This window comes from Pseudoxanthomonas sp. J35, from assembly GCF_000513995.1.
Classification (GTDB): domain Bacteria; phylum Pseudomonadota; class Gammaproteobacteria; order Xanthomonadales; family Xanthomonadaceae; genus Pseudoxanthomonas.
The window spans coordinates 1-19365 of sequence record NZ_AZVB01000012.1 but is presented as its reverse complement, the minus strand read 5'-3'; the positions used below and the strand labels follow the sequence as shown (position 1 = coordinate 19365).

Below are 19365 nucleotides of genomic sequence, written 5' to 3'. Positions count from 1 at the left end.
CCGCATGGCCTACTCTGCCGACCGCTCCCGTTCCACCTGCGCCGGCCGGTTCGGCGCCCGCCTCTGCACCCTGCTGCTGGCCCTGTGCGCGAGCGCGGCGGCGCTGGCCGGCAGTCCGCTGCAGGGCGCGCGCCAGCTGGTGCTGGTGACCACCGCCGGCTGGGACGCCAGCCAGGGCACGCTGCGCTACTACCAGCGCGAAGGCGACGCCGATGGCTGGCGCGAGGCCGGCGGTTTCGCCGTGGCGATCGGCCGCAACGGCAGCGCCTGGGGCACCGGCCTGCACGCCGACGCCGACCTGGGCGCAGGCCCGCGCAAGCGCGAGGGCGACGGGCGCAGCCCGGCCGGGGCGTTCGCGATCGGCCCGGCCTTCGGTTACGCCGCCCAGGCCGGCACCGCCGTGCCTTACCTGCCGATGCAGGCCAGCCACTGGTGCATGGACGTGCCAGACTCGCCGCACTACAACCTCATCGTCGACGCGCGCGAGGTCGGCGAGGCCGCCGTGGCCGGTTCCAGCGAACCGATGCGCCTGGACCTGCACGGCAAGGGCGACCCGCGTTACCGCCTGGGCCTGGTGATCGGCCACAACCCCGGCAACGTGCCGCAGGGCGGCAGCTGCATCTTCGCCCACCTGTGGCGCAAGCCCGGCGAAGCCACCGCCGGCTGCACCGCAATGGCCGACGCGGACATGGAGGCGTTGCTGGCCTGGCTGGATCCGGCCGCGCAGCCGCGCTTCGTGCTGCTGCCGGCGGCCGAGCACGCGCGCCTGGCGGCGGACTGGCAGCTGCCGGCCGCGCAGGAGGCCGTCCGATGAGGTGGCCGGGCGCGACCGCGCGGGTCCTGATCGCCCTGCTGGCCGGCGCCGTGGTCGGCTTGGCCCTGGCCCACTGGCATCCCGGCGCGGCGGCGACCGCCGCCAGCATCGCCCAGCCGGTCGGCAAGCTGTGGCTGAGCGCGCTGCAGATGACCGTGGTGCCGCTGGTGCTGGCGCTGGTGATCCTGGGCGTGGCCACCGCCGCCGACGCCGCCGCCTCCGGGCGCGTGGCCCGGCGCGCGCTCATCACCTTCGTGGTGCTGCTGTCGCTGTTCGCCGCCTACGCGGCGCTGGTGGCGCCGGCGCTGCTGTCGCTGGTGCCGCGCAGCCCGCAGCTGGCGGCGACCCTGCAGGCCTCGCCGGCGGCGATGGCGGCCGGCGAGGCGCCGTCGCTGGCGCAGTGGATCGGCAACATCATCCCCTCCAACGCGATCATGGCCGCCGCGCAGGGCGCGATGCTGCCGCTGGTGGTGTTCGCCCTGTTCTTCGGCTTCGCCCTCACCCGCGTGCCGGTGGACCGGCGCGTGCAGGTGGTCGGCCTGTGCCATGGCATCGCCGACACCATGATCGTGATCGTGCACTGGGTGCTGCTGGCCGCGCCGCTGGGCGTGTTCTCGCTGATGCTGGCGGTGTGCGCGCAGGCCGGCTTGGGCGTGGTCGGCGCGCTGGCCGGCTACATCGTCCTGCAGTGCGCGATGTACATCGGCGCGATCGTGATCTGCTACGGCCTGGTCGCGGCGTTCGCGCGGCGCTCGCCGGCGGCCTTCGCCAGCGCGATCCTGCCGGCGCAGGTGGTGGCCGCCAGCACCCAGTCCTCGCTGGCCTCGCTGCCGGCGATGCTGGAGAGCGCGCGCGAGCGCCTGGGGCTGTCGCCCTCGGTGGCGGCGCTGGTACTGCCGATGGCGGTGACCCTGTTCCGGATCACCTCGCCGATCCAGTACATCGTCGCCGCCGCGTTCGTGGCCTGGGCCTACGGCATCGAGCTTGGCGCGCTGCAGCTGGCCGCCGGCTCGGCGCTGGCGGTGGTGATCAGCCTCGGTTCGGTGGGCCTGCCCGGGCAGGTGAGCTTCATGGCCACGGTGATGCCGGTGACCCAGTCGATGGGCCTGCCGGTGGAACCGCTGGGCCTGCTGCTGGCGGTGGACACCATCCCCGACGTGTTCGCCACCACCGGCAATGTCACCGGCGACCTCACCGCCACCGCGATCGTCGCGCGCCAGAGCGGTGACGTCGCCGACACGCCACCGGCTTCGTGACGTTTCCCCGGCGGGGCTGAATCGCGCCTCCACGCGCTCACGCGTGGATCACCGCCGCGGCCCGACATTGGCGCCCTTGCCAATGCCGGAGCGCGCGATGAAGACCCGACGCATCTACTCGACCCCGAACCTGGCCGCGGCGCAGGCGGCGCTGGCCGCCGCCCACGAAGCCGGCATCGACCGCGACTCGCTGTCGCTGATCGCGCGCTCGGACATCGAGATGGAAGCGGTCCCCGACGACCTGCGCGAGGCGCACACCGATACCATTCCTGCGGCACTGCGCGGGGCCGCCGGCGGCGGCGCGGCGGGCCTGCTCGCCGGCCTGGCCGCGGTCGCGATCCCGCCGCTGGGCATCACCCTGGCCGGTGCCGGCATCATGGCCGCGGTGGGCGCGCTGGTCGGCAGCTGGTCTTCGGCCCTGATGGGCGCCACCGTGCCGGATCCGGTGCGCCGCCGCTTCGAGGAAGAGATCGAGGCCGGCCGCATCCTGCTGGTGATCGACGCCGAGGACGAGGCGCTTCCGCGTGCCGAAGCGGCCGTGCTGCGCGCCGGCGCGGCCCCCATGCCGTACGACGCACCCAGCGCGGTCAGCTGAACCGCGCCTGCGCATAACCTCGCGATCACGCCGGCGGACACCGGCGTTAACCGCCGCGCCGCTACGTTGCAGGCTCACCTGACCAGCGTGAGAGACGCCATGGCCCCGCAGCAACCCAGCTACCAGATCCCCGGCCGCGAACCGGTCGATTCGTTCACCGATTCGAGCTACTGGCAGCAGCAGTACAACCGCGAGCCCTACTACCTCGAGGGCGACAGCTACGAGGACTTCGATCCGGCCTACCGCCTCGGCTACGGCGCGCGCCGGCGCCACCCGCAGCACGACTTCGGCAGCCTCGAGGCCCAGCTGCAGCAGGAATGGGAAGCCAGCAAGGGGCCGTCGCGCCTGGACTGGAACCGCGCCCGCCACGCCGTGCTGCGCGCCTGGGAACGCGGCGAACCCCACGGCATCTGATCCGTATTGGATGGCGGACGGACGCGGATGCGCCCCGCGCGTCAGCGTCCGTCCGCCGGCGCGAGCAGTTCGAAGCGTGCGGGGGTTCCGGCGACTGAAGACGGCGCGATCCACACATCAAACGATCCGGGTTCGGCGCCATGCGTGCCGTCCGCCCGGGTAAATGCGAGTTCGCTGCGCGACAGGGTGAACTCCACGTCCCGGGTTTCGCCCGGCTGCAGCAGGATCTTGCGGAAGCCCTTCAACTCGCGCACCGGGCGCACCCGGCTGCCGACGCGGTCGTGCACGTACAGCTGCACCACTTCCTCCGCCGCGCGCTCGCCGCCGTTGCGCACCATGCAGCGCACGGTCAGGGTGCCATCCCATACCAGGGTCGCGGTATCGACGCGGGTTTGGCCGTACTCGATCCTGCCGTAGCCCAGGCCGTGCCCGAACGGATACAGCGCGGTGTTCGGGTACTCGCGCCAGCGCGCCTTGAACTCGGACATCTCCGGCGTCTCCGGGCGGCCGGTGCGCGGATGGCTGTAGAAGTACGGCTGCTGGCCGGAATCGTGCGGGAAGCTCACCGGCAGCCGGCCCGACGGGCTATATTCGCCGAACAGCACGTCGGCCACCGCGTGGCCGGTCTGGCTGCCGAGGAACCAGGTCACCAGGATCGCCTGCGCGTCGCGCACCGCGCCTTCCAGCGCCAGCGCGCGGCCGTTGCGCAGCAGCACCACCACCGGCGTGCCGGTCGCGGCCACCGCCTCGGCCAGCGCCTGCTGCGCCGGCGGGATGACGATGCGGGTACGCGACTGCGCCTCGCCGCTGTAACGCTGTGGCTCGCCGACCGCCAGCAGGACCACGTCGGCGCGGCGTGCCGCGGCCACCGCCGCTTCGATGCCGCCTTCGACAGGCGTTTCGAGGCCGCAGCCGTCGACCACTTCCAGCGTGCCGGATGACCCGTCGAGCGCAGCGGCGATGCCGGCCTCCAGGGTGACGTAGCGCGAGCGGTCGCCGAACAGGGTCCAGCAGCCTTCGATGTTGTCGCGGTCGCGCGCGAACGGGCCGATGAGCGCGACCCGCGCATCGCGACGCAGCGGCAGCACGCCGCCTTCGTTCTTCAGCATGACGATCGAGCGCCGCGCCGCGTCGCGGGCCAGCGCCTCGTGCGCCTCGCGGTGCGAAGTGTCGGCTTCGCGCGCCGGGTCCAGCGAGCGGTACGGATCGTCGAACAGGCCGATCGCCGCCTTCACCGACAGCACCCGCCGCACCGCCTCGTCCACCGCCTCGACCGGCACCACGCCGGACTCGACCAGCGCCGGCAGGTGTGCGGCGTAGTGGCCGCTCTGCATGCTCATGTCCATGCCGGCGGTGAACGCCAGGCGGGTGGCGTCGCGCTCGTCGGCGGCGTAGCCGTGCGCGACCAGCTCCATGTCCGCGGTGTAGTCGGACACCACCAGGCCGGGGAACTGCCATTCGCCGCGCAGCAGCGTGGTCAGCAGCGCGTGGTTGGCGCTGGCCGGGATACCGTTGATGTCGTTGAACGCGGTCATTACCGTCAGCGCGCCGGCGTCGAAGGCGGCCTTGAATGGCGGCAGGTGCACGTCGCGCAGCGTGCCGCGCGAGATCTCCACGTAGTTGTATTCCATGCCCGCGGCCACCGCGCCGTAGGCGGCGAAGTGCTTGGGCGTGGCCAGCAGCGAATCGTGCGCGCGCAGGTCCGGGCCCTGGAAGCCGCGCACGCGCGCGGCGGCGAACGCGCAGCCCAGGTGCACGTCCTCGCCGGCGCCTTCGGCGACGCGGCCCCAGCGCTGGTCGCGGGCAATGTCCACGGCCGGGGCGAAAGTCCAGTGCAGGCCGGCGGCGGTGGCCTCGATCGCGGTGGCGCGCGCGGTGCGCTCGGCCAGCTCCGGCTCGAAGCTGGCCGCCTCGCCCAGCGGGATCGGGAACACGGTGCGCATGCCGTGGATCACGTCGGCGGCCAGCAGCACCGGGATGCCGAGCCGGCTCTCCTCCACCGCCACGCGCTGGATCTCGCGACCCTGTTCCGCACCAACGCCATTGAACAGCGCGCCCACGCGGCCGGCGCGCACCTGCTCGAGCACTTCGGCGGCGTTGCGGACGTTGGCCTCCGGATTCACGTCCGGGGCGAAGGGGCGGACCATGTCGGCGAAGATGCCCAGCTGGCCGACCTTCTCTTCGAGGGTCATGCGCGCCAGCAGGGCTTCGACCCTCGCGTCGGTGGGCTTCGCTTCAATCGGCATGCGGCGGGGTGCGGCGTGGGGAAGGGGCCGATTCTAGCCGAGGCGTCCCCAACGGCCAGCGAAGCCCCGGAGGGGATCATGTAACGGGCTGTAACGGGCGCGTGCGGGCGAGGCCCAGGCAGAAAGAAAGCGGCGCGGAGCCCCGGAAGGGCCCCGCGCCGCTTGGCGCGCCGTCGTCACCCCGGTGCGCCAGAACCTTCGCGCCGGTCAGCGCGAACCGGTGACCTTCACCTTGGTGGCGTCGACCTTGGACACGCCCTCGATGCCCTTGGCGATCTCCTTGGCCTTGTCGGCCTGCGCCTGGGTCTCGGCGGTACCGGTCAGGTAGACCACGCCATTGACCGTGTCCACCTCGATCTTCGTGCCGGACACATCGCTGTCGGCCAGCAGGCTCGACTTCACCTTGGTGGTGATCCAGGTGTCGTTGACCGGCTGCGACGAATCAGCGTCGGCGGCCGGCTTCTTCTGCGGCTTCTCGTCATTGGCCAGCGCCATGTTGGCGCCCAGCGCGGCGACCAGGGCAACCGCGAGAATCGATGCATTCCTGCGCATTGGCGAAACTCCTTTCCTGTGGATGTGGGGCGAGTCTCGCGGTCCGTGCGTCTAGCATCGGTGAATCCTGGCGTGAAGGTTGTGCAGGATTCAGGCGTCCCCCGCTTGCCCGGACCACGCCTGCACGCGTGTAATCCGTGCTGGATTCCCGCAAGGACACGCGCATGGCAGGCATCGAGGTCGCGCTGGTCGGTTACGGCCTGGCCGGTCGCGTGTTCCACGCCCCGCTGATCGAGGCCACGCCTGGGCTGCATCTGCACACCGTGGTCTCCAGCGAACCGGCCAAGGTGCACGACAGGCTTCCGCAGGTGCACGTGCTCCCGGAGCCGGTCGCGGCCTTTGCCGAACCGGCGATCCAGCTGGTCGTGCTCGCCACGCCCAACGACACCCATGCGCCGCTGGCGCTGCAGGCGCTGGCCGCCGGCAAGCACGTCGTCGTCGACAAGCCCTTCGCCCTGGACACGGCCCAGGCGCAGGCGATGGCCGAGGCCGCGCGCAGGCACGGGCGGGTGCTGGCCGTGTTCCACAACCGGCGCTGGGACGCGGACTTCCTTGCCCTGCGCGGACTGCTCCAGGCCGGCGCGCTGGGCGAAGTGGCCGAGTTCCACTCGCACTTCGACCGCTTCCGCCCGCAGGTGCCGGACCGCTGGCGCGACCGCGCCGGCCCCGGCAGCGGACTGTGGTACGACCTTGGCCCGCACCTGGTCGACCAGGCCCTGCAGCTGTTCGGCACGCCGCTTGCCGTCCACGCCGACCTGGGCATGCAGCGCGACGGCGCCAACGCGGTCGACTACTTCCACGTGCAGCTGCGCTATCCACGCCTGCGCGCGGTACTGCACGCCGGCTCCCTGGTCCCCGGCCACGGCCTGCGCTTCGCCGTGCACGGCAGCGGCGGCAGCTGGATCAAGCACGGCCTGGATCCCCAGGAGGACGCGCTGCGCGCCGGCCACATCCCTGGAGGACCGGACTGGGGCCGCGATCCGCGCCCCGGCACGCTGCTGCGTGTGCAGCCGGACGGCAGCGTGCGCGAGGAAGCCTCGCCGACACCGCCGGGTGACTACCTCGCCTACTACGCGCAGCTGCGCGACGCGATCGCCGACGGAGCCCCGCTGCCTGTGTCCGTGGAGGATGCGCTGGCCACGATCCGGGTGATCGAGGCCGGCCTGCGCAGCAATGACGAACGGCGGGAGATCGCGCCTGCCTGACGGACGCGGGCGCAGCGGGGCAAGCCCCGCTCTACAGGAGCGCCGCGTCCCAGGCCCGCTCGCCGGGGGAGAGAAAAGAACGAAGCCACGATCCAGGCGGGCCGAAAGACGCGGTGGCGCGGGGGTATGCCGCAAGCGGCACATGGATGTGCCGCGTTCGCGCGTTGGAGCAGGACGCGGAACCGCGCGATGCGGCATACCCCGTGCTGCCGCGGCTCCGTCCGAAGCCTGCCACCTCAACGCCGTTGCCGTTGCTCTTGCTGTTGCTGTTGCCTTGCTGTTGCTGTTGCCTTGCTGTTGCTGTTGCCTTGCTGTTGCTGTTGCCTTGCTGTTGCCTTGCTGTTGCCTTGCTGTTGCCTTGCTGTTGCCTTGCTGTTGCCTTGCTGTTGCCTTGCTGTGCCCGACGTTGCGCCCACCCGCCGGCACTACTCGCGCTTCACCCCATGCCCGCCGAATCGGTCGCGCAGCGCCGCCAGCAGACGGTCGCTGAAGGACTCGCGGTCGCGCGAGCGCAGCCGCTCCAGCAGCGACAGCGTGATTACCGGCGCCGGCACGTCCAGCTCCACCGCCTCGGCCACGGTCCAGCGGCCCTCGCCTGAATCCGGCACCCACGCCGCGATCCCTTCCAGCGAGGGATTGTCGCGCAGCGCGTCGGCGGCCAGGTCCAGCAGCCAGGAACGGACCACGCTGCCATGGCGCCAGATCCCGGCCACCTGCGGCAGGTCCAGCGCCAGTTCCTCCTTGCGCTGCATGATCGCGAAGCCCTCGGCATAGGCCTGCATCATTCCGTACTCGATGCCGTTGTGCACCATCTTGGCGAAGTGGCCCGCGCCTTCCGGGCCGACCCGGCCCCAGCCGCGGTCCGGCGCCGGCGCCAGCGTCTCGAACAGCGGTCGCAGCCGCTCGCAGGCCGCCGCGTCGCCGCCGACCATCAGGCTGTAGCCCTCCTGCAGGCCCCACACGCCGCCGCTGGTGCCGCAATCGAGGAAGTCGACGCCCTGCGCGCGGCATTGCGCGGCGCGGCGCTGGCTGTCGCGGTAGTTGGAGTTGCCGCCGTCGACCACCACGTCGCCGCCATGCAGCAGCGGCAACAGCGCGGCCAGGGTGGCGTCGACCGGTTCGCCGGCCGGCACCATCAGCCACAACGCGCGTGGCGCCGGCAGCGCGGCCACCAGCGCCTGCAGCGATTCCACCGTCTCCAGCCCGTGTGCGCTGGCGGCGCGTTCGCGGGCGCCGGCGCCAGGGTCGAAGCCGACCACCCGATGCCCGCCACGCTTGAGCCGCGCGGCCATGTTCGCCCCCATCCGGCCCAACCCGATCATGCCGATATCCATGCCACCTCCGTTCGCGTCGACCGGCGGCCGCGCAGGTGCGGCGCGCCGGCCCGGGATCTCAACGCAGCCAGCCGCGGGCCAGCGCCCGCCGCGCATAGCTCCACAGGAACGCGGCAACGACCACCAGCAGCAGCGGCATCGCCAGCCCCGCCGCGCCGTAGGCCGCCCATGCCGGCGTCACCAGGTAGGCGCCAAGGAACTGCACCAGCAGCGCCAGCAGCGAGATGCCGAACATCGTCACTGCCCAGCGCCGCCGTACCAGCAATCCGATCGCGCCGAGCAGCCCACCAAACACGGCAAAGGCGAAGGCCACGTCCACCCATGCCGGCGTGGCCTGGTACACCTGCCGCTGCAGCTCGGTCAGGGTCGCCAGGCGGGTGTCGTCCATCGTCACCTGCACGTAGAACATCGCCACGCCGATCAGGTTCCAGACCAGCGTCAGGATCGCGAGAAGCCGGTAGGCCGTGGGCCTCGAGGCTACCGTTTGCGTCTGCATGTCTGCCTCCCCTTCCGCGGCGCCAGTGCCGCCGGGCCGAGCCTACGCCCTTGCCGGCGCCGGCGGCAGTGCCCCCCGGGCAGCGCCCGGCCGTGCCCGTCATCGGGGGCGCCGCGCCGGCGGACGCGGATTGCCCGCTTCCGTGTACGCGGGAGGTGAGTAGAAGTTGAGCGTGCGCAGCGGCGTCCGCCCGGTGTTGCGGATCTCGTGCGCCTCGCCGCGTTCGACCAGCAGCAGGCTGCCCTCGCCCAGCCGCCGGCGCACGCCGTCGACGATGGCCACGCCGCTGCCGGAGACCACGAACAGCCACTGCTCGACGGCGCGGTGGCGGTTGTCGGGCCCACCCTCGCTGTCGCCGGGGGCGATCACCATCTGCGCGGCCTGCACGCCGCGGCATTCGGCGACGAGACGGAAGCCGCGGCCGAAACGCAGTCTGCGGTGCTGCATCGTGGATGTTCCTCGCGACCGGGACCAGCGGATCGTCGCGCAGCGCGGCGTCAACGATGCGTCGGCGGCGGCTGAACGCGACAGTTTCCATGCACGCGAAGGCGGGTTGTTTCACGCTGCCTTGCGCGCGCGCCCGGTGCAATCGGCTTCCCCCATCCCCCACGGGCCACGCCGATGCTGATCCGCCTCGGGTTCGAGATCTCCTACCGCTTCCTGCAGCCCACGCCGATGGTGGTGATGCTCGACATCCATGGCTCGCGCAGCCACGACATCGTCGACGCGCAGCCGCTGTCGACCTGGCCGCTGCTGCCGACGCGGCAGTTCCGCGACGCCTTCGGCAACACCTGCACGCGCCTGTTGGCGCCGGCCGGACTGCTGCTGCTCACCGCCGACGCGGTGGTCCGCGACAGCGGCCTGCCCGACCGGCAGGCGCCCGACGCGATGCAGATGCCGGTGGAGGCGCTGCCGGACGAGGCCCTGGTGTTCCTGCGCGCCAGCCGCTACTGCGAGACCGACGTGCTGATGCAGTACGCCTGGGACCGGTTCGGCCACATACCGCCGGGCTGGGCGCGGGTGCAGGCCATCTGCGACCACGTGCACGAGGCGATCGAGTTCGGCTACCACCACGCCGACCCGACCCGCGGCGCACTGCGCGCGCTCGAGGAAGGCCGCGGCGTGTGCCGCGACTTCGCCCATGCCGCCATCGCCCTGTGCCGCTGCATGAACATCCCGGCGCGCTACTGCACCGGCTACCTCGGCGACATCGGCATCCCGCCGGTGGACGCGCCGATGGATTTCTCGGCCTGGTTCGAGGCCTGGCTGGACGGCGACTGGTACACCTTCGACGCGCGCCACAACACCCCGCGCATCGGCCGCGTGCTGATCGCGCGCGGCCGCGACGCGGCGGACGTGGCGATCAGCAGCACTTTCGGCCCCAACACCCTGGAGCGCTTCCAGGTGTGGACCGACGAGACCCGCCAGCCCCTGCTCGCTTCTCCGGGAGCCGCCGGGCTGGCGCTGGCAGGCTGAACCTTTCACTCCGTGTCATCGCCGCGTTGCCGCGCAGGCAACGTCGCGCCACGGAAGATGGGCGGCACGGTGCATTCGCGCCTGTCCCCGCACCACCGCAGTCCTCCGGGAGGAACCGATGAAAAAGATCCAGCTGCTTGCCCTTGCCGCCCTGACCGGCGCGTTCACCGCCGGCGCAGCCTTCGCCGGCGACGGCAACATGTCCAGCACCGACAAGGTGAAGAAGATGGACACCGATGGCGACAACCGCCTGAGCCTGGCCGAGTTCACCGCCGGCGGCCGCAAGACCGCGGACGATTTCGCCAAGTACGACGTCAACGGTGACGGCTACGTCACCGACGAGGAAATCGATGCCGGCAAGGAACGGGGCATGACCCCGGGCGAGAAGAAGGACGCGCGCGCCAAGGCGCATCCGGTGCCCAGCACCAATCCGAAGTCGCCCGCACCGATGCCGTAAACCAGCCGCCGGATACAGCCCCCTCTCCCCCGGGAGAGGGGTAGCGGACGTAGAGTCGGGCTTGCCCGACTGCCCGATGGGTACCCCCGCTCGCGTGAAGAAGCAGCGGGGCAAGCCCCGCCTCTACGGCTCCCTCTCCGCCCAAGCGGGAAACGCACCGGTAGAGTCGGGCAAGCCCGACTCTACCGGTGCGCTCCCCCGAAGGGAGGGGCTCCGGGCGCATGCTCACGCCCGCTGAACCCGGCCTGCGCAGACTGGGGCCGCCCTTCTTCAAGGCCCCCTCCGGATGGAAACCAGCGAATTGCACCGCGGCCGCCTGATCGACCACCTGCAACTGGTGGTGCGCGACCTCGACGCCAGCCGCGCCTTCTACGGCGCGGTGCTGCAGGCGCTCGGCATCCCGATCGGCGGCGAGGGCGAGGACTGGTTCTGGGCCGACGAACTGTTTGTGTCCACCGCCGGCAGCGAGGCAGCCACCGGCCAGCTGACCGGCCGCCACCACCTCGCCTTCCAGGCGCGCGACCGCGCCATGGTCGACGCCTTCCACGCCGCGGCGCTGGCCAATGGTGGCCGCGACAACGGCGCGCCGGGCCTGCGCGGCTACCATCCCGGCTACTACGCCGCGTTCGTGCTGGACCCGGACGGCAACAACATCGAGGCCGTGCACCACGGCCCGGCCGAGCGCAGCGCCGACTCGGTCCGCATCCGCTTCGAGGGATAGCCGCTATCCCCACCCTCGCCGGAGGACGCCCGCATGAAAGATCCCACCGCATTACCCCTGGCCCTGTACCGGGCCAACAGCGAGCTGCAGTCGCGCCTGGCCGAACTGGTCCAGGACAGTGCCCTGATGTGGCTGGAGTTCGGCCAGCGCATGATCAACGAGGGGATGGTCGACGACAGCAGCGACGTGCAGGAGATGCTGCGCACGCAGGACTGGCAGAAGCTGCTGTCGCTGCCGGCCGACGCGTTCTGGCGCCAGCTGCAGCAGCGCTTCGGCGACCACCAGGCGGCCGCGGAGATCGCCGTCGCCGCGCAGGCCGGGTTCGCCCAGGGCGTGCAGGAAGCCTTGCAGGCCTGGCAGCGCGACACCGTCGCCGCGCTGGACGAGGCCGGCCTGGCCTCGGCGGCGCCGGCGTTCGATCCGGCCTGGGCCAATGTGTTCGAGGGCTGGGACGCCTGGCTGCACCCGCCCGGCGTTGCCGCCGCCGGCGCGAGCGAAGGCGCGGCCAGGCGCCCGGCCACCACTCGGACCAAGGCGACGAAGAAGCAGGTGCCTGCGAAGAAGGCGGCTTCGCGCTCCAGCAGTACCGGCAAACCCGCGCGCCACTGACGTCGCTGCGCCGGGGTAGCGGATGATCGCGCGCGGCCACGCGAGCGGTTGCACGGGCGATACTGCGCGCGGTCACAGGCAAGGAGGTCCCATGCGCCGCAACCCCGATGCTTCCCGCGTGGCGCTGGCCGCGCTGCTGGCCCTGGCCTGCACCGGCGCGCTGGCCGCCACCTCCCATCCGGCGCCCGAGCCGCTGTGGGTGGCCGAGGGCTTCAGCACGCCCGAGTCGGTGGTGTTCGACCCGCAGCGCAGCGTGTTCTACGTATCCAACATGGCCACGCGTGGCGAAGGCGCGGTGCCGGGCGACGGTTTCATCAGCCGCCTCGATAGCGACGGTCGCGTGCTCGACCTGCAATGGGTGACCGGCCTGGAGAACCCCAAGGGACTGGCGCTGGCCAACGGCCGCCTCTACGCCGGCGACGACGATGCGCTGGTGGAGATCGACATCGAGGCCGGGACGATCCTCGCCCGCCATGCGCCAGCCGATGGCGGCCCGGGACAGTTCAACGACGCCACCGCCGATGCCGACGGCAACGTCTATGTCTTCAGCCGGCACCTGGACACCGTGTTCCGCCTCGCCGGGGGGCGCTTCGAGCCGTGGCTGGAACTGGATCCGGCGGTGACCGGCCGGCCCAACGGCCTGCGCGTGGACGGCGAACGCCTGCTGATGGGCAGCTGGCAGGTGCCGCCGGATGGCCAGCAGCTCGGCCACCTGTCGACAGTGGCGCTGGCCGACCGCACCCTGGGCCGCATCGGCAGCGCGCCGATCGGCCATATCGACGGCATCGAGCCGGACGGCCGGGGCGGCTGGACGATCACCGACTGGACCCGGGGCCAGCTGCTGCACGTGGACGGCGACGGCAATGCCACGCCGCTGCTGCAGCTGGCGAAGGGTTCGGCCGACCACCTCTACCTGGCCGACCGCCAGCTGCTGGTGATCCCGCTGCTGCTGGACGACCAGGTGCGCGCCTACCGCTGGGCGCCGGCGCCGGCCGAGTAGGCGGCTTCAGCGCGGCCCGCGTCCCCACGGATGCGGGCCGGGCGGCGGCCCCATCCACGCACCAGGCGGCAGGCCATCGAAGGTGCCGACGTCCAGGCGCAGGTTGAAGCTGCGCGGGTTGCCGTCGTCGTCCGCCGATTCCTTGCAGTAGTTCAACGACGCGGCCTGCCAGTTGCTGTTGCCGAACCGCGAGGAATGGCCGATGCCGGCGCTGACGCTGCCGGTGACGTCGCGCTCGCTGCCATCCGGCGCGGTCGGGCAGGCGCTGCGACGCGCCACGGCCGTGCCTTCGCTGGCCGGCACGCCGGAGGTGTCGCCGTACCAGGTCCCCGGCGGATCGTTACGGTAGGCCTGGTCGGGCAGCGACAGGTCCAGCGTGTCGAGCTCGCCCGGCTGCATGGCTTCGCCGGCGAAGGCCGGCATGGCGGCCAGCGACAGGATCAGGGCACAGGCGATAGTCGGGCGCATCGTGTTCCAGGTTCCTCGCGTCCCCGCAAGGGACGGCATCGGAGCCATGCTGGCACCCGCGGGTTGAACGGCGGCTGGCCGCTGGCATCCGCAAAGGGAACCTTCGCAGCGATCAGCGCTTGCCCAGGCGCCGCGCATTGGCGCCGGCCTTGCGCCGCACCGGCGCCAGGCCACGCCCGGCGATGCGCTCCAGCGCCGCCGCGCCCTGCGCGAACTGCGCGGCCGGTCCCGCGCCGGACAGCAGCGACAGCGCCAGCTGCTGCTGGGCGAGGGTGGTCTCGGTCCACATCGCCATCCAGGCCTGGGCGAAGGCGAAGGGCTTCTCCATGACCATGCCGGCGAACTCGCGGCGGTCGCGGGCCGAGGGCAGGGCGCCAGCCTGCGCCATGCGCTGCAGCCGCGCGGCCATCACCTGTGGCACCGACACGCCCAGCTCCAGCAACTGGGTAGCGGCGGTGGCCGGGTTGCGCGTGCAACGTGGCATCGGCGGTTCCTCGCGGGGACAGGCACCAGCCTGCCAGAGGCGATGGAAGCGCCGGTGAAAGCCTCAATGCGCCAGCGGGTAGGTCTTCTCGCCGGCGGTGATGCGCAGCGGCAGGCGGTTCTCCGGCGGCGCGGTCGGGCAGACCACGTGGCCGTTGAGCGCGCACGGCGGGTTCTGCGCACGGTTGAAGTCGAGCACCACGCTGTCGCCTTGCGGCGCCGGCACGTACAGGAAGCGCGCGCCACCGTAGGTTTCGCGGCCGCTGGTGCGGTCGGCGATGATGAAGAACAGCTCGTCGCCCTCCTTCTCCTGCACCGGCAGCAGCACGTGGCGCTGGCCTTCGAGCTCGAACTCGGCCTGCCCCGGCACGCGCGCCGGTTCGATCGTGCCGTTGGTGGTGACCAGGTCCAGCGTGCGCGCCGGCTCGAACGCGGTCCACTTCGCCTCGATGCGCCAGGCCGGATCCACCGGGAAATGCGGCACGCCGGCGAACGCCTTCAGCGCCGGCGATTCCGGATCGCGGTACCGCCAGCCGTACACCTCGCCGGTGCGTACCAGGTAGAAGCGCTGCGCGCCGGAATGGATACCGGTCGGGCCGCCCTCGTCGAGCTGGGTCAGCAGCGGACCGCCGGCGAACGGCTTGCCGTCCACCTGCAGGCCGGCACCGGCGGCCGGCTGGAACACCGGCGCGCCATCGGCGGGCACGGTCAGCACGCCCCAGTGCGCCGGACCGCCGGGCACGACGATGTCGTTGTCATTGGCGCTGCCGACGCGGTGCGTGCCGACGGCGACCTGGCCCGAACCGGTGAAGCTGAGCCAGCCGTCCGGATCGCGCAGCCTGGCCTCGCGCTCCTGGCGCCACTGCTCGACCGAATCGAGATAGGCCTGGTCCTTGCTGGCGGCGTCGGCAGCTGCGACCGCATCGGCGCTGGACGTGGTGCTTTCCTGCGCGGGCTTGCAGCCGGCCAGGGCGAGCACGGCGGACACGGAAACGGCGATCAGGCGGGCATGCTTCATGGTGGCGTAGGGTCGTGGGGAAACCCTGCCCACGATACGCCGTCGGCCGGGGCGCGCCCAATCGCCGCGTTCGCCGATCACATGCTTCGATGGCATCAGCGGAGTGGCGCCACGGATGCGTGGCGCCATGCGTGCGTATCAAGCATGCGTCACTGCGATCCGATGCAAGCGTCCGTCAGCCGCCCAGCTCCGGATCGAGCAGCAGCAGCGCCGCGGCAGTCGCAGCGAAGTACACGCGCCGCTCCTCGTCCAGGCCGCGGACCAGGTGCACGCGTCCATGGTTCACCACGTCGACCACGGCCAGCGTCACGTCGCCATCGACGATGGCGTAGCCGGTGGGAATGCCGGAGGCGACCGGCGTGCTGTCGTAGGCATGGATCGCGCGCACCGCGTATTCGCCGCCCCACGGCGCGGCCAGGCGACCGTCGTAACGGCCGGCCTCGCGCACGATCTGCAGCGGCTGCGCCTCCTGCCCGTCCAGGCTCAGGCCGCAGGCCAGCAGCGGGCCGGCCATCGCGGTGAGGTCCACTTCCAGGCGGCGCGATTCGCTGCCGGTGCCGGCCGTCCACGCACGCGCATGGCACTGGACCTGCACCGGCGGCAGGTCGCGCGCCACCAGGGTGTACGCATATGGTCTGGAGGTGCGGGTCAGGTCGGCGACCAGCGCCGGCACCGTCCAGGAGAACGTCGAGCCCTCGCGCATTTCCAGCGCGCTGTAGGGACCGAAGCGCACCGGCTCGCCGAAGCGGCGCGGCGAATGGCCGCTGACGTCGTAGGCCTCGGCCTGCTCCGCAAAACCCGCCGGCAACCGGACCTGCGCGGTGGTGCAGGCCGACAGGAGCAGGACGAGGGCGATAGCGGGCAGGGCAGCGATGGGCGTGCGCATGGAGGATCCCCTTGGGTTCGCTGCCAAGCCTAAGCCGGGCCGGGGCGGGGGCCGCCCTGCCATTGGTTGGTGCCCGCGGCGATCATTCAGCCGCGGTTGCCGGCCCCGTTCACGGCGCCTGTTCGGGCTTCGGCTTCGGGTACCACAGCGCGTTGACGATGATCCAGCGTTCGCCGAAACGGCCGATGTGGAAGAAGTCGACGAACCACGGTGTCTCGGCACGCACCACCGCGGCATTGCCGGCCACGTCCAGCACCGTGCAGCTGCGGTCCCACTGCGCCTTCGGCGTCTTCAGCACGCCCTGCCGGGTCAGTGCGACCAGCTCCTCCTTGCCCATCCGGCGCAGGCCCAGGCGCTCGTCCGGCGTGTCGCCCAGCACCGCACGCTTGGCCAGGTCCGGATGCAGCGCGCGCGCCACCCGCGCCGGGTCGCCCTCGAGCTGGCCGTCGACGTAGTCGAAGCAGGTGGCCTCGATCGCCGCGCGGGTGGCGGGCTCGATGGCGGGTGCGGCGGACGCCGCGGCCGCGGCCGCGGCGAGAACGAGGGTGGCGAGTGACACGTGACCTCCGGATCGGAATGGATGCAATGGAATGGATGCGGCTCAGCGCGGCGCCTCGGTCTCGCCCTGCTCCGCCAGCGGGCGCACATGCTCCAGCAGGCTGACCAGGGTCTTGCCCGGCTCCTCCCACGGGATCATGTGTGCCGAGCGCTCGAACCACACGCCGGCCTTGTACGGCGCCTGCACCTGGGCCAGCCAGGCGGCATTGGGTTCGGACGGCGTGGTGTAGTCGTGGCGGCCCATGAACATCACCACCGGGATGGGGAAGCGCTTCACCCCGGTGAAATCCACCTGCAGGAACTCGTCCAGCAGCCGGCCCAGGGTGAACACGTTGCCGGCGTTGATCGCGCAGCGCGCCGCGTCGTCGTAGTCCGGCGACAGCCGCGGCCCCTGGAAGAAGTACTTCGACTCGTCGCGGAACGCGCTCATCCCGCCGTAGTACTGCGGCCACTTGCGGGCGATGACGATGCGGTCGCGGGTGATCGGCTGGTCGCCCGGATACGGCGCGATCGATTCCATCTCGCGCACCGCCGCCAGGTTGCCGCGCTCGCGCGCGGTGCGCAGGCCATACTCGAAGCTGACCCGTTCGTTGGTGCGCACGTTGATCACCTGGCCCATGCCGACGTAGGCGTGGAACAGGTCCGGCCGCTGCAACGCCGCGTGCATGGCCACCACCGTGCCCCAGCTGTGCCCGGCCAGGACCAGCTTGCGCTTGTGGTAGCGCTTGCGCAGGTACTCGGCCAGTTCGATGGCGTCGTCGACGTAGCGCTGGATCCTGATCGTGTCGGCGACGGCCTCCTGCGGATTGAGCAGGAAGGTCTTGCCGGCGCCGCGCTGGTCGTAGTTGGCGACGGTGAAGTATTCCTCCAGCGGACGCTGGAACTGCCACAGCGTCGGGGTCACCGGCGAGGCCGGGCCGCCGTGCACCAGCAGCAGCAGCGGATTGTCGCGGTCCTGGCCACGCACGTTGACCCACTGCTTCAGGCCGCCGATCTCGACCGCGTAATCCTCCTGCACGCCGGTCGGCGCGGTGATGCGGCCGAGGTCGGCGATGATCTCGCGCGCCGGCGCGTAGCTGGAGCGATCGGGGCAATCCTCGGCCAGCGCGGGCAGCGACAGCACGGGCAGCAGCAACGATGCCAGCGCCAGCAGCATGCGCGAGGGACGGCGTACACGGGACAGGATGGGCATGCGACCTCCGTAACCAGGGAAGCGGCGGATGCTAGTCGCACCGCCGGGACGATGCTGCGACAGCAGTCGCAGGAACGTCGCGGGCCGTTGGTCATCCCCACGCGCGGCAGGGCGCGGACACTGCGGACATCGCGGACGTCCGCGGACACGCCCGCGGCGACGCCGGAGCCGCGGCGACTCCGGCGAACTGCGCACGTGCATCGCATCGCGCGCGATGGAACGCCGCACGAATCCTCAGTAGCGCGCCGCCGCCAGCGGCGCGTCGGCCCACTGCCAGGCCGCGGCCTGGCGGCCGGCGGTGGCCCCCGCCTCCGCGGTCCTGCCCAGCGCGCGCTGCGCCTGGGCGAGGCAGAACAGCGACCAGCCATTCTCCGGATAGTTGCGCAGGTCCTGCGCGAACACCTCGGCCGCGCCTTTCGCGTCGCCGGCATCCAGCAGCGCCGCGCCCAGGTACGGGCGCACCTGTAATGACCCAGCGGTTTCTGCACAGGTCAGGCCGCTAACGCATATGCCTCAGCGGGTGTCTTCATGCCCAGCGCCTGGTGCGGGCGCCGGTGGTTGTAGAACTGGATCCAGTCGCCGACCACGCGGGTGGCGTGCTGCTGGCTCTCGAAGCGGTGACGATGGGCGCACTGTTCCTTCAAGGTGCGGATAACCCGCTCGACCATGCCGTTCTGCTGCGGGCAGTGGGGGGTGATGAACTCCTGGCGCAGGCCGTAGCTGCGGACCAGCCGGGTGTAGTCACGACTGGTGAAGACCAGGCCATTGTCCGAGCGCAGCAGGAAGGGCGTCGGCACGCGACCCAGCACGCCGAAGCGGGTGATCAACGCCTGCTCCAATGCTGCGGCTGCCGTCGTCGCCTTGCCGCTGCGCGACAGCTGCCAGCCCAGCAACTGCCGGGTGTAGCAGTCGATCACCAGCGCCAGGGTCAGCCATCCATCACGGCCGCCCCAGATCCGGCACAGGTCGGTCGCCCAACGTTCGTCAGGCGCCTGCGCCACCGAAGGCAGGGCCTGGATCCGCGGCCGCATGCCCACGGCCCGCTTGCGGACCTGCCAGCCCATCAGCTGGAACACCCGCTGCACGGTGTTCTTGTTCATGCCCAACAGCCCGGCCACCGTGCGGTAACCGAACGAAGGCTCTTCCTCGATCAACGCTTTGATCGGCTCGGCCAGCTCCGGCTTCACCGACGGCGGCGCCTTGGTTGGCCGGTAGTACACGCTGCGCCGTGCCACCCCGAACCAGCGACACAGCTGCACCATCGACACCTCGAACCCGTCCGCCCGCAGTCCCTGCTGGATCGTGACCATCAGGTCTCGTCCTTGCCCAGCAGGGACGCCAATTTTTTGGTTCTTCTCCCAAGTGAGGGAGAGAGGCACACGGCCGACCCGGCAGACTTGCTGGTGTCTAGACAACAAACTGGGGCCGGCCGTGGCCGAGTTGGATTGTATGTTCCCGCTGGGAGGCTGGGCGGGATATGGCGTGAGCCGCTGGCATCGCGAGCCGCGCGGCGGCCAACGCTGGCTGGTGATCGAGCTTGATCCGCAGGAGGGCGTGCGGCGTTGCTGCAGCGGCTGCGGCCAGC

23 protein-coding genes are annotated in these 19365 nt (G+C 71.6%); 10 read left to right on the top strand and 13 right to left on the bottom strand.

Annotated elements, in window-relative coordinates; all coding sequences use genetic code 11:
- Window positions 1-4: 4 nt before the first annotated feature.
- The 4 genes from PSEJ35_RS0109180 to PSEJ35_RS0109165 all read left to right on the top strand — a co-directional run bounded on the left by PSEJ35_RS0109180 (window position 5) and on the right by PSEJ35_RS0109165 (window position 3079).
- On the top strand, window positions 5-814 hold the full coding sequence (locus PSEJ35_RS0109180; RefSeq protein WP_051412625.1) for a L,D-transpeptidase family protein: 810 nt from the start codon (window positions 5-7) through the stop codon (window positions 812-814).
- Window positions 811-2070: a dicarboxylate/amino acid:cation symporter gene (locus PSEJ35_RS0109175; protein WP_028917520.1), complete on the top strand. Its 1260-nt coding sequence runs from the start codon at window positions 811-813 to the stop codon at window positions 2068-2070. The genes PSEJ35_RS0109180 and PSEJ35_RS0109175 overlap by 4 nt, the downstream gene beginning before the upstream one ends.
- 97 nt (window positions 2071-2167) lie before the next feature.
- Window positions 2168-2665: a hypothetical protein gene (locus tag PSEJ35_RS0109170; protein WP_028917519.1), complete on the top strand. Its 498-nt coding sequence runs from the start codon at window positions 2168-2170 to the stop codon at window positions 2663-2665.
- 99 nt (window positions 2666-2764) lie between these two features.
- Window positions 2765-3079: a hypothetical protein gene (locus PSEJ35_RS0109165; RefSeq protein ID WP_037082930.1), complete on the top strand. Its 315-nt coding sequence runs from the start codon at window positions 2765-2767 to the stop codon at window positions 3077-3079.
- Window positions 3080-3120: 41 nt separating this feature from the next.
- Here the strand turns inward: PSEJ35_RS0109165 and PSEJ35_RS0109160 are convergent, their stop codons facing one another.
- Together PSEJ35_RS0109160 and PSEJ35_RS0109155 are read right to left on the bottom strand one after the other, a co-directional pair.
- On the bottom strand, window positions 3121-5325 hold the full coding sequence (locus PSEJ35_RS0109160) for a glycoside hydrolase family 3 N-terminal domain-containing protein (RefSeq protein WP_028917517.1): 2205 nt from the start codon (window positions 5323-5325) through the stop codon (window positions 3121-3123).
- 207 nt (window positions 5326-5532) lie between these two features.
- Window positions 5533-5877 carry a BON domain-containing protein gene (locus tag PSEJ35_RS0109155; RefSeq protein ID WP_028917516.1) on the bottom strand — a complete coding sequence of 115 codons (345 nt, stop codon included), beginning with the start codon at window positions 5875-5877 and terminating at the stop codon, window positions 5533-5535.
- 164 nt (window positions 5878-6041) lie between these two features.
- Here PSEJ35_RS0109155 and PSEJ35_RS0109150 point away from each other — a divergent pair, with 164 nt between their 5' ends.
- Window positions 6042-7082, top strand: a complete 1041-nt coding sequence (locus PSEJ35_RS0109150) for an oxidoreductase (RefSeq protein WP_028917515.1) — start codon at window positions 6042-6044, stop codon at window positions 7080-7082.
- A gap of 425 nt (window positions 7083-7507) precedes the next feature.
- Here PSEJ35_RS0109150 and gnd read toward each other — a convergent pair whose 3' ends face one another.
- The 3 genes from gnd to PSEJ35_RS0109135 form a co-directional block, all read right to left on the bottom strand.
- Window positions 7508-8416 carry a phosphogluconate dehydrogenase (NAD(+)-dependent, decarboxylating) gene (gnd, locus tag PSEJ35_RS0109145; RefSeq protein WP_028917514.1) on the bottom strand — a complete coding sequence of 303 codons (909 nt, stop codon included), beginning with the start codon at window positions 8414-8416 and terminating at the stop codon, window positions 7508-7510.
- A gap of 58 nt (window positions 8417-8474) precedes the next feature.
- Window positions 8475-8912: a hypothetical protein gene (locus PSEJ35_RS0109140; RefSeq protein ID WP_028917513.1), complete on the bottom strand. Its 438-nt coding sequence runs from the start codon at window positions 8910-8912 to the stop codon at window positions 8475-8477.
- Between the two features lie 99 nt (window positions 8913-9011).
- Entirely contained in the window at window positions 9012-9359 is a 348-nt protein-coding gene (locus PSEJ35_RS0109135; protein WP_028917512.1) for a cupin domain-containing protein, read from the bottom strand.
- Window positions 9360-9533: 174 nt separating this feature from the next.
- Between PSEJ35_RS0109135 and PSEJ35_RS0109130 the strand changes: the two genes are divergently transcribed.
- The 5 genes from PSEJ35_RS0109130 to PSEJ35_RS0109110 all read left to right on the top strand — a co-directional run bounded on the left by PSEJ35_RS0109130 (window position 9534) and on the right by PSEJ35_RS0109110 (window position 13175).
- Window positions 9534-10388 (top strand): transglutaminase family protein, encoded by an 855-nt coding sequence (locus PSEJ35_RS0109130; RefSeq protein ID WP_028917511.1) that lies wholly within the window; start codon window positions 9534-9536, stop codon window positions 10386-10388.
- 118 nt (window positions 10389-10506) lie between these two features.
- A complete protein-coding gene (locus tag PSEJ35_RS15910) occupies window positions 10507-10845 on the top strand; it encodes a hypothetical protein (RefSeq protein ID WP_051412623.1) in 339 nt (112 codons plus the stop codon).
- A gap of 286 nt (window positions 10846-11131) precedes the next feature.
- On the top strand, window positions 11132-11566 hold the full coding sequence (locus tag PSEJ35_RS0109120) for a VOC family protein (protein WP_028917510.1): 435 nt from the start codon (window positions 11132-11134) through the stop codon (window positions 11564-11566).
- A 33-nt stretch (window positions 11567-11599) separates the two neighbouring features.
- Window positions 11600-12175, top strand: a complete 576-nt coding sequence (locus PSEJ35_RS17230; RefSeq protein WP_051412622.1) for a hypothetical protein — start codon at window positions 11600-11602, stop codon at window positions 12173-12175.
- A gap of 91 nt (window positions 12176-12266) precedes the next feature.
- Complete coding sequence (locus PSEJ35_RS0109110; protein ID WP_028917509.1) at window positions 12267-13175, top strand: hypothetical protein; 909 nt, start codon at window positions 12267-12269, stop codon at window positions 13173-13175.
- 6 nt (window positions 13176-13181) lie between these two features.
- Here the strand turns inward: PSEJ35_RS0109110 and PSEJ35_RS0109105 are convergent, their stop codons facing one another.
- The 8 genes from PSEJ35_RS0109105 to PSEJ35_RS0109070 all read right to left on the bottom strand — a co-directional run bounded on the left by PSEJ35_RS0109105 (window position 13182) and on the right by PSEJ35_RS0109070 (window position 19090).
- Window positions 13182-13643 carry a hypothetical protein gene (locus tag PSEJ35_RS0109105; protein ID WP_028917508.1) on the bottom strand — a complete coding sequence of 154 codons (462 nt, stop codon included), beginning with the start codon at window positions 13641-13643 and terminating at the stop codon, window positions 13182-13184.
- Between the two features lie 112 nt (window positions 13644-13755).
- Window positions 13756-14127, bottom strand: coding sequence for a polyhydroxyalkanoate granule-associated phasin (locus tag PSEJ35_RS0109100; protein ID WP_028917507.1), 372 nt, complete (start codon window positions 14125-14127; stop codon window positions 13756-13758).
- A gap of 63 nt (window positions 14128-14190) precedes the next feature.
- Window positions 14191-15144: a DUF1684 domain-containing protein gene (locus tag PSEJ35_RS0109095; protein WP_037082928.1), complete on the bottom strand. Its 954-nt coding sequence runs from the start codon at window positions 15142-15144 to the stop codon at window positions 14191-14193.
- Window positions 15145-15319: 175 nt separating this feature from the next.
- Entirely contained in the window at window positions 15320-16030 is a 711-nt protein-coding gene (locus tag PSEJ35_RS0109090; RefSeq protein ID WP_028917505.1) for a hypothetical protein, read from the bottom strand.
- Between the two features lie 109 nt (window positions 16031-16139).
- Window positions 16140-16589 carry a nuclear transport factor 2 family protein gene (locus PSEJ35_RS0109085; RefSeq protein WP_051412621.1) on the bottom strand — a complete coding sequence of 150 codons (450 nt, stop codon included), beginning with the start codon at window positions 16587-16589 and terminating at the stop codon, window positions 16140-16142.
- Window positions 16590-16631: 42 nt separating this feature from the next.
- Window positions 16632-17780, bottom strand: a complete 1149-nt coding sequence (locus PSEJ35_RS0109080; protein ID WP_084635497.1) for an alpha/beta hydrolase — start codon at window positions 17778-17780, stop codon at window positions 16632-16634.
- A 234-nt stretch (window positions 17781-18014) separates the two neighbouring features.
- A complete protein-coding gene (locus PSEJ35_RS0109075) occupies window positions 18015-18242 on the bottom strand; it encodes a hypothetical protein (RefSeq protein WP_028917502.1) in 228 nt (75 codons plus the stop codon).
- Between the two features lie 29 nt (window positions 18243-18271).
- On the bottom strand, window positions 18272-19090 hold the full coding sequence (locus PSEJ35_RS0109070; protein ID WP_232207622.1) for an IS3 family transposase: 819 nt from the start codon (window positions 19088-19090) through the stop codon (window positions 18272-18274).
- Between the last annotated feature and the right edge of the window lie 275 nt (window positions 19091-19365).

What these genes read in the sequence shown, in the direction of transcription:
- PSEJ35_RS0109180 (WP_051412625.1), top strand. Translation starts at nt 5, where the DNA reads ATGGCCTACTCTGCCGACCGCTCCCGTTCCACCTGCGCCGGCCGGTTC.
- PSEJ35_RS0109175 (WP_028917520.1), top strand. Translation starts at nt 811, where the DNA reads ATGAGGTGGCCGGGCGCGACCGCGCGGGTCCTGATCGCCCTGCTGGCC.
- PSEJ35_RS0109170 (WP_028917519.1), top strand. Translation starts at nt 2,168, where the DNA reads ATGAAGACCCGACGCATCTACTCGACCCCGAACCTGGCCGCGGCGCAG.
- PSEJ35_RS0109165 (WP_037082930.1), top strand. Translation starts at nt 2,765, where the DNA reads ATGGCCCCGCAGCAACCCAGCTACCAGATCCCCGGCCGCGAACCGGTC.
- PSEJ35_RS0109160 (WP_028917517.1), bottom strand. Translation starts at nt 5,325, where the DNA reads ATGCCGATTGAAGCGAAGCCCACCGACGCGAGGGTCGAAGCCCTGCTG.
- PSEJ35_RS0109155 (WP_028917516.1), bottom strand. Translation starts at nt 5,877, where the DNA reads ATGCGCAGGAATGCATCGATTCTCGCGGTTGCCCTGGTCGCCGCGCTG.
- PSEJ35_RS0109150 (WP_028917515.1), top strand. Translation starts at nt 6,042, where the DNA reads ATGGCAGGCATCGAGGTCGCGCTGGTCGGTTACGGCCTGGCCGGTCGC.
- gnd (WP_028917514.1), bottom strand. Translation starts at nt 8,416, where the DNA reads ATGGATATCGGCATGATCGGGTTGGGCCGGATGGGGGCGAACATGGCC.
- PSEJ35_RS0109140 (WP_028917513.1), bottom strand. Translation starts at nt 8,912, where the DNA reads ATGCAGACGCAAACGGTAGCCTCGAGGCCCACGGCCTACCGGCTTCTC.
- PSEJ35_RS0109135 (WP_028917512.1), bottom strand. Translation starts at nt 9,359, where the DNA reads ATGCAGCACCGCAGACTGCGTTTCGGCCGCGGCTTCCGTCTCGTCGCC.
- PSEJ35_RS0109130 (WP_028917511.1), top strand. Translation starts at nt 9,534, where the DNA reads ATGCTGATCCGCCTCGGGTTCGAGATCTCCTACCGCTTCCTGCAGCCC.
- PSEJ35_RS15910 (WP_051412623.1), top strand. Translation starts at nt 10,507, where the DNA reads ATGAAAAAGATCCAGCTGCTTGCCCTTGCCGCCCTGACCGGCGCGTTC.
- PSEJ35_RS0109120 (WP_028917510.1), top strand. Translation starts at nt 11,132, where the DNA reads ATGGAAACCAGCGAATTGCACCGCGGCCGCCTGATCGACCACCTGCAA.
- PSEJ35_RS17230 (WP_051412622.1), top strand. Translation starts at nt 11,600, where the DNA reads ATGAAAGATCCCACCGCATTACCCCTGGCCCTGTACCGGGCCAACAGC.
- PSEJ35_RS0109110 (WP_028917509.1), top strand. Translation starts at nt 12,267, where the DNA reads ATGCGCCGCAACCCCGATGCTTCCCGCGTGGCGCTGGCCGCGCTGCTG.
- PSEJ35_RS0109105 (WP_028917508.1), bottom strand. Translation starts at nt 13,643, where the DNA reads ATGCGCCCGACTATCGCCTGTGCCCTGATCCTGTCGCTGGCCGCCATG.
- PSEJ35_RS0109100 (WP_028917507.1), bottom strand. Translation starts at nt 14,127, where the DNA reads ATGCCACGTTGCACGCGCAACCCGGCCACCGCCGCTACCCAGTTGCTG.
- PSEJ35_RS0109095 (WP_037082928.1), bottom strand. Translation starts at nt 15,144, where the DNA reads ATGAAGCATGCCCGCCTGATCGCCGTTTCCGTGTCCGCCGTGCTCGCC.
- PSEJ35_RS0109090 (WP_028917505.1), bottom strand. Translation starts at nt 16,030, where the DNA reads ATGCGCACGCCCATCGCTGCCCTGCCCGCTATCGCCCTCGTCCTGCTC.
- PSEJ35_RS0109080 (WP_084635497.1), bottom strand. Translation starts at nt 17,780, where the DNA reads ATGCCCATCCTGTCCCGTGTACGCCGTCCCTCGCGCATGCTGCTGGCG.
- PSEJ35_RS0109070 (WP_232207622.1), bottom strand. Translation starts at nt 19,090, where the DNA reads ATGGTCACGATCCAGCAGGGACTGCGGGCGGACGGGTTCGAGGTGTCG.